6 protein-coding genes are annotated in these 7369 nt (G+C 70.9%); 1 reads left to right on the top strand and 5 read right to left on the bottom strand.

Annotated features, from left to right (window positions below; all coding sequences use genetic code 11):
• Positions 1-409 precede the first annotated feature (409 nt).
• From ABZ342_RS48610 to ABZ342_RS48600, 3 genes are all read right to left on the bottom strand, one after another.
• Entirely contained in the window at positions 410-1963 is a 1554-nt protein-coding gene (locus tag ABZ342_RS48610) for an amidase (RefSeq protein WP_360488824.1), read from the bottom strand.
• Positions 1963-3306 carry a type I glutamate--ammonia ligase gene (glnA, locus tag ABZ342_RS48605; RefSeq protein WP_155544560.1) on the bottom strand — a complete coding sequence of 448 codons (1344 nt, stop codon included), beginning with the start codon at positions 3304-3306 and terminating at the stop codon, positions 1963-1965. Before glnA ends, ABZ342_RS48610 begins: the two co-directional genes overlap by 1 nt.
• Before the next feature lie 61 nt (positions 3307-3367).
• Positions 3368-4648: an MFS transporter gene (locus ABZ342_RS48600; protein ID WP_360488820.1), complete on the bottom strand. Its 1281-nt coding sequence runs from the start codon at positions 4646-4648 to the stop codon at positions 3368-3370.
• 87 nt (positions 4649-4735) lie between these two features.
• Here ABZ342_RS48600 and ABZ342_RS48595 point away from each other — a divergent pair, with 87 nt between their 5' ends.
• A complete protein-coding gene (locus ABZ342_RS48595) occupies positions 4736-5377 on the top strand; it encodes an LppX_LprAFG lipoprotein (RefSeq protein ID WP_155544558.1) in 642 nt (213 codons plus the stop codon).
• Here the strand turns inward: ABZ342_RS48595 and ABZ342_RS48590 are convergent, their stop codons facing one another.
• The gene (locus ABZ342_RS48590) at positions 5378-6859 is read right to left on the bottom strand and encodes an alpha/beta hydrolase (protein WP_360488816.1); all 1482 of its coding nucleotides are present in this window, start codon (positions 6857-6859) and stop codon (positions 5378-5380) included. It abuts the gene before it with no gap.
• A partial coding sequence (locus ABZ342_RS48585; protein ID WP_360488813.1) for an alpha/beta hydrolase occupies positions 6844-7369 on the bottom strand: 526 nt, incomplete at its 5' end. The genes ABZ342_RS48590 and ABZ342_RS48585, both read right to left, overlap by 16 nt.

The raw sequence follows: 7369 nt of genomic DNA, 5'->3' as shown, positions 1-7369 counted from the left end.
ATTTAATGCTCTCAAAGGAACCTCATACGAGGTTCAATACATAAGCTCTACTGGCTTAGTTCACTAGCACACTGTTGAGTTCTCAAGCAACACACTCCGGACTCACCGCCTTATCAGCGGCTATATCCTCGGCAGTTGTTCCAAGCGATATTCAAAGCTTTTGGTCGAGCATGCCTCAGCCTACGGTGTTAGTCGTAGGGATTCGGCGGCCGCTCGTGGGCCGACGCTGAACATTACCCGGTCCGATCCGCGGTGTCAACCCGCTCGGCCCGGCCGGATCTTCGGGGCTTGCGGCCCCGGGGCGACCCGGTGTTCCTGGCGACGAAGAGAAGATTACATGCCCTGAAACCGGTCCCGAACAGGGGGGTCACTTAACGCCATTGCCGCAGGTCAGAGCGTATCCGAGCCCCTACGAAGGCGACGTCGCCAAGTAGCGCGGTGGCACCCGGGCCGGAGCCACTCTCGAGAAGTCCGCCGCGAGCGCGAGCATCCGGGCGTCCGACCACCGGGTACCCATGAACGAGATACCCACCGGGAGGGGTCCGGCAAACCCCGCCGGCACGGTCACGTCCGGGTAGCCGGCGACCGCGGCCGGGGTCGACGACGGGATCACGTCGTTGTCCCCCACCGCGCAGTCGGTCTTCCACGCGGGCGGGTTCGTCGGCGACGCGATCGCGTCGAGGTGGTACTTCGCCAGGGTCTCGTCGAGGGACCGGCGGGCGAGGTCCGAGAGCTCGGCGCGGCCGGCCAGGTAGCCGGGGTCGGTCGGCGGCGGCGCGGCCAGTGCCTGTTCGAACAGCTCCTGGCCGGCGAAGCACGTCTGTTCCAGCGGGTCCGCGCGGTTGTAGGCGATCAGCTCGGCCAGGTTCCGCGGGCCGCGAGGACGCGTCGCCAGGTAGGCGTCGATGTCGCGGTGGAACTCCGTGAGCAGCGCCGGGAACTCCAGCTCGCCGAGCCGCGCCTGGTACGGCGGCGTCACCTCGATCACCGTCGCACCGGCCTTGACCAGGGAGTTCCGCGCGGCAGTCATGACGGCGTCCGTCTGCGGGCCGAGCACCGGCAGCCGCCACAGCCCGATCCGCGCACCCCGCAGCACGCCCGGGCGGAGCAACTTCGCGTAATCCGTCGGCTGCGACTTCGGGTACTGCGCGGTCGCCGGGTCCGCGGGGTCCCGCCCCTGCAGGACCGACAGCGTCAGCGCGACGTCGACGACGTTGCGCGCGATCGGGCCGGCGGTGTCCTGCTCGGCGGAGATCGGCACCACGCCGGTGCGGCTGACCAGGCCGAGGCTGGGTTTGTGGCCGACCGTCGCGGTCATCCCGGCGGGGCAGACGATCGAGCCGTCGGTCTCCGATCCGATCGCGACCTGGGCCAGCGACGCGGCGACGCCGGCCGCCGACCCGGCGGACGACCCGCACGGGTTGCGGTCCAGCACGTATGGGTTGTTCGTCTGCCCGCCGACGCCCGACCAGCCGGACGTCGGCTTCGCGGCGCGGAAGTTCGCCCACTCGGACAGGTTCGCCTTGCCGAGGATCACCGCGCCGGCGTTGCGAAGCCGCGTGATCAGCGTCGCGTCCTTCGCCGGGTAGCTGCGCAGGGCCCGCGACCCCGCCGTCGTCCACTGATCGCGGGTGTCGACGTTGTCCTTGACCAGCACCGGGATGCCGTCGAGCGGCCCGCGCAGGTGGTGCGCGCGCCGCCGGGCGTCACTCTCCCTGGCCTGGCCGAGCGCCGACGGGTTGAGCGCCAGGACGGCGTTGACCTTGCCGTCGACCCGGTGGATGCGGTCGAGATAAGCGCTGGTCAGGCCGGTCGCGGTGAGCCGGCCGGATGCCATCCGCGCCTGCAGTGCCGGGATGTCGGCGGAGTCGAGGTCGAACCGGGACGACGCCACAGCGGGCGCCGCGGGGACGAACACGAGTGCGGCGGCCAGGATCGCGAGGAACACCGGCCGCCGCCCCATCAGAGCACCGGCAGCAGGGTTCGGAGCTCGTACGGCGTGACCGCGCTGCGGTAGTTGTCCCACTCCACGCGTTTGTTGCGGAGGAAGAAGTCGTAGACGTGCTCGCCGAGCGCTTCCGGCAGGAGCTCGGACTTCTCCATCTCGGCCAGCGCCTCTCCCAGGTTCTGGGGCAGCTGCGAGTAGCCGGCGGCGCGCCGTTCGGACTCGCTCAGCTGCCAGATGTTGTCCTCGGCGGGCGGCGGCAGCTCGTAGCCCTTCTCGATCCCCTTGAGCCCGGCGGCCAGGATGACCGAGTACGCCAGGTACGGGTTGCACGCCGAGTCCAGCGTACGGATCTCCACCCGTCGGGATGACGCCTTTCCGGGTGAATACATCGGGACGCGGACGAGCGCGGAGCGGTTCGCCCGGCCCCACGAGACCGTCGTCGGCGCTTCACTGCCGCTGATCAGGCGTTTGTAGGAGTTCACCCACTGGTTGGTGACCGCGGAGATCTCCTTGGCGTGGTGCAGCAGGCCGGCGACGAACGCCTTGCCGGTCTCCGACAGCTCGTGCGGGTCCTCGGCGTCGTAGAAGGCGTTGCGATCGCCTTCGAACAGGCTGATGTGGGTGTGCATGCCCGAGCCGGGCTGGTCCGTGAACGGCTTCGGCATGAACGTCGCGCGCACGCCCTGGGTCAGGGCGACCTCCTTGACGACGTAACGGAACGTCATCACGTTGTCGGCCATCGTCAGCGCATCGGCGTAGCGGAGGTCGATCTCCTGCTGGCCCGGTGCCCCTTCGTGGTGGCTGAACTCGACCGAGATGCCCATCGCCTCGAGGGTCTCGATGGCGTGCCGGCGGAAGTGCGTCGCCGTGGCGTGGCTGGCCTGGTCGAAGTAGCCGCCGTTGTCCGCGGGCTCCGGCTCGCTGCCGTCGTCCGGCAGGGTCGAGAGGAGGAAGAATTCGATCTCAGGGTGCACGTAGCAGGTGAAACCCGCTTCGGCGGCCTTCGACAGCTGGCGCCGCAGGACGTGCCGCGGGTCGGCCCACGACGGCGAGCCGTCCGGCATCGCGATGTCGCAGAACATGCGGGCCGAGTACGGGCCGCCGTCCGGCGTCTCCCACGGCAGGACCTGGAAGGTGGCCGGGTCGGGCTTGGCGACCATGTCCGACTCGTAGACGCGGGCGAAGCCCTCGATGGCCGAGCCGTCGAAGCCGATCCCCTCGGTGAAGGCGCCTTCGAGCTCGGCCGGGGCGACCGCGACGGACTTGAGGAACCCCAGCACATCGGTGAACCAGAGACGGACGAAACGGATGTCGCGCTCCTCGAGCGTGCGGAGCACGAATTCCTGCTGGCGATCCATGGCCGCACCCTAACGACAGCGTGTTAACGGGATGTTTCACGACGCGCCGAGGGTGACGAAGTCAGCTCGCGAGTACCGGGACGGGCTTCTTCGCCCGCTTGATGGCCAGCGAGGCCACGGACGCCAGAACCGCCAGGACCGCCGCCGCGTACCAGGCCACGTTGTAGTTGCCCAGCTGGTCGCGGACCAGGCCCGCCGCCGATGCGGCGAACGCCGCTCCCAGCTGGTGGCAGGCGAAGACCCAGCCGAACACGATCGGGCCCGCGTCGCCGAACGCGCGGACGCAGAGGGCGACCGTCGGGGGGACCGTGGCCACCCAGTCGAGGCCGTAGAACAGGATGAACGCCCACATGCTCGGCTGCACCGAGTCGGTGAACAGCTGCGGCAGCAGGGCCAGCGAGAGCCCGCGCAGGGCGTAGTAGACGCCGAGCAGGACGCGTGGGTCGACGCGGTCGGTGAGCCAGCCCGAAAAAATCGTGCCGACCACGTCGAAGACGCCCACCAGGGCGAGCAGGCCGGCGGCCGTCGTCTGGGGCATGCCGTGGTCGTGCGCGGCCGGGACGAAGTGGGTGCCGACCAGGCCGTTCGTCGTCGCGCCGCAGATCGCGAAACCCACCGCGAGCAGCCAGAACGTGCGGGTGCGGGCGGCCTGGCCGAGGACCGACAACGCACGCCGGGCCGAGCCGGTCTTCGACGCCGGGCGCGCGACCTCCGCGTCGGCCGGTGCGCCGTACGCCGTCGTGCCGACGTCAGCGGGGTGGTCGCGGATGACCAGCAGGACCACCGGGACGACCGCCAGCGCCGCGATCGCGATCACCAGCGACGCCGTCCGCCAGCCCGAGCCCACCGCGAGGTTCGCGATGAGCGGCAGGAAGATCAGCTGGCCGGTGGCGCCCGCCGCGGTCAGCACGCCGGTGACGACGCCTCGGCTGCGGACGAACCACCGGGCCGCCACCGTCGCGGCGAAGCTCATCGCCATCGAGCCGGTGCCCGCGCCGATCAGCACGCCCCAGCAGAGGATCAGCTGCCAGCTCGCGCTCATGAAGACCGTGCCGGCCGCGCCGAGGGCGATGACGAACAGCGCCGTCGCCGAGACGCGGCGGATGCCGAACCGCTCCATCAACGCGGCCGCGAAGGGCGCGAAGAGGCCGTAGAGCACGAGGTTGACCGAGACAGCCGAACTGATCGTGGCCGTGGACCAGCCGAACTCCTGGTGCAGCGGGTCGATGAGGACGCCGGGCGCGGACCGGAAGCCGGCGGAGGCGAGCAGCGCGACGAAGGCGGCGCCGGCGATCAGCCAGGCGCGGTGCAGCTTCGGGGCAGGGCGGGTCTCGACAGTCACCCGTGCAGTGTCGTCGCGGGCGCGAAGAGCCGAAAGTGGCTTGAAGGACATCGTCCGCAAGGATCGGGCCAACAGTAGGCTCGGGGGATGCGCCGTCTCGCCTTCCTGCTCGTGCTCCTCCTGACGGCCGGCTGCACCGGGTCACCGGACACGCGCGGGCCGTTCCCGGCCGGGTCCGAGCTGGTCAGCGAGGCGGCGAAGTCGTTCGCGGCGGTGCGGGGCGTGCACTTCGCGGCGGGCGTCAACGGCGTCCTGCCGGGCTTCCCGCTCCGGCTGATCGAGGGCGACGCGACCCTCGACGACCACGGGTCCGCCGACGGCACGGCCGACATCCAGGACGGGGACGGGCACACGAAGTCCGGCTTCACCGTCAAGGACGGGCACGTGCTGACCGGTTCCTGGGCCGGTCCCCTGCCCGACGCCTACACCGTGAGCGCGTTCCTGGGCCCGCACGGCGGGTTGAAGCGCCTGCTCGACGGCGTGACCGACGCGAAGACCGAGGGACGCGAGAACGTCGACGGCGCGGCCGCGCTGCGCGTGGACGGCCGGGTGCCGGCCGCCGTCGCCCACAGCGTGCTCGAGCAGATCGACGGGGACCTGAACGTCAAGGTGTGGGTCTCCGACACCCTGCCCCGGCGGTTCGTCCGGCTGTGGGTGCAGATCCCGCCCCCGGACGCGCACCTCAGCCCGGTGATGATCGAGCTGTCGCTGACCCACCAGCAGGCGTAGTCACGGCCCCGGGCAGCGCTCGCCCTCCGGCGGGACCGTTCCGTCGACGAGGTACGCGATGCCCGCGCGGTCCACGCAGCTGTCGCCCTGCAAGAACACCGTGTGCTGGACGCCCTCGTAGGTGAGCAGTGCGCCGCCGAGGTCCTTCGCCAGGTCGATGCCCTGCTGGTGGGGTGTCGCCGGGTCGTGCGTGGTCGAGACGACCAGGGTCTTCGGCAGCGCTTCGACGCGCGGCGTGTGCTCGGCGGACGTCGGCGGGACCGGCCAGGTCGAGCAGATGTCCAGCTCGCTCGTGTCGGGCGTGCCGCCGGCCAGGAACGGCGCGCCGGCCAGCATCTTGTCGTGGGCGCGCTCGATCGCGGCCCGGTCGGTCACGCGGGTGTGGTCGACGCAGCGGACCGCGAAGTACGCGTCGATCGCGCCGCTGTACTTTCCGTCGCGATCGCGCTGGTAGTAGCCGTCGGCGAAGGCCAGCAGGGTCCGGCCGTTGCCCTGGGCCGCCTGCGCGAGCGCGGCTTTCAGAGCAGGCCAGTCGCCACGCGAGTAGAGGCCCGCGAACGTGCCCGTGATCGCGTCCTCGAACGACAGCTTCCGCGTCCCGGCCGGGAGGGGCTTCGTGATCAGCGGACGCACCAGCCGCTGGAGCCCCTCGGTGCCGCCGGTGAGCGGGCACGCGCACCACTTGCCGAACTCGTTCAGCGCGTCCTGGAAGCCCGCGGCCTGCGTGACCAGCGAATCCACGAGGCCCTGGGCGGGGTCGATGGCGCCGTCGAGCAGCAGCGCGCGGACGTTGCGCGGGTACGCCTCGGCGTAGGCCGCGCCGATCTGGGTCCCGTACGAGTAGCCGAGGTAGGTCAGCTTCTCGTCGCCGAGCGCGGCGCGAAGCACGTCGAGGTCGCGTACGACGTCTCGCGTGCCGACGTTCGCGAGAAGCGTCTTGCCGTACTTCGACGCTTCGGCGCACTTCGCGCCGTAGGCGGTCGTTTCGGCGAGCTGCTTCTTCACCCCTTCGGGCGACATGTCGCTTTCGACGTCGGACGCGCGATCCGCGTCCTGCTCGGCGTCGGAGCGGCAGGTGATCCGCGGTTCGCTCGTGCCGACGCCGCGCGGGTCAAAGCCGACCAGGTCGAAGCGCTCGAGCAGGGGCGCGGCGGCGGGTGTCTTGGCCAGCGCGGCGGCCGTCGAGGTGCCCTGGCCGCCCGGGCCGCCCGGGTTCACGACCAGCGAGCCGATCCGCGACTTCGTGGCCTTGTGCCGCAGCAGGCCGACCGTGATCGCCGGTCCGTCCGGCGCCGCGTAGTCCAGCGGCACGCTCAGGTGCGCGCAGTCCAGCGCGTCCCCGCACGGCGTCCACGTGAGCTTCTGCTGGGTGAACTTCCCCAGGTCGGGAGGTCGCGGCGCGGGCGGCGGCACGGGTGCCGGAGCACTCGTGCACGCCGCCAGCAGCACCGCGAGGGCGGCGAGGCCTACTGCCCGGTGCACCGGGTCCCCTCCGGCGGCACCGTGCCGTCGACGAGGTAGTCCGTGCCCGCCTGGTCCACGCACTTCACGCCCTGCAGGAACACCGTGTGCTGCGTGCCCTCGAAGGTGAGCAGCGCGCCCTTCAGGCCCTTCGCGAGGTTGACGCCGGCCTGGTACGGCGTCGCCGGGTCGTTGGTCGTCGAGATGACCAGCGTCTTCGCCAGGCCTTCGACGTTCGGCACGTGCGGCTCGGAGGTGTTCGGCACCGGCCAGAACGCGCAGGCGTCGCGGGCCGCCGAAGCCGGGCGGCCGTCGTCGAGGAACGGCGCCACCTTCACGTACTCCTCCTGCGCCTTGAGGATGACGGCCGGGTCGGTGACGCGCGGGTCGTCGACGCAGCGGATCGCGGTGAAGGCGTCCTGGGTGGTGCCGTACTCGAGCCGAGGTAGGAGTCCACGAAGGTAGTCCCGCGGAAGTACGCCTGCGCGGCGAACTTCTTGAAGCTGTCGCGCCCGTGGTAGGTCGCGGAGA

The organism is Amycolatopsis sp. NPDC005961 (assembly GCF_040629235.1).
GTDB lineage: Bacteria > Actinomycetota > Actinomycetes > Mycobacteriales > Pseudonocardiaceae > Amycolatopsis > Amycolatopsis camponoti.
Note: the sequence above shows the minus strand (reverse complement) of the source record. Positions and strands in the feature narration are given on the sequence as shown.

Coding starts and splice junctions, on each gene's coding strand:
- ABZ342_RS48610 (WP_360488824.1), bottom strand. CDS start 1,963: ATGGGGCGGCGGCCGGTGTTCCTCGCGATCCTGGCCGCCGCACTCGTG.
- glnA (WP_155544560.1), bottom strand. CDS start 3,306: ATGGATCGCCAGCAGGAATTCGTGCTCCGCACGCTCGAGGAGCGCGAC.
- ABZ342_RS48595 (WP_155544558.1), top strand. CDS start 4,736: ATGCGCCGTCTCGCCTTCCTGCTCGTGCTCCTCCTGACGGCCGGCTGC.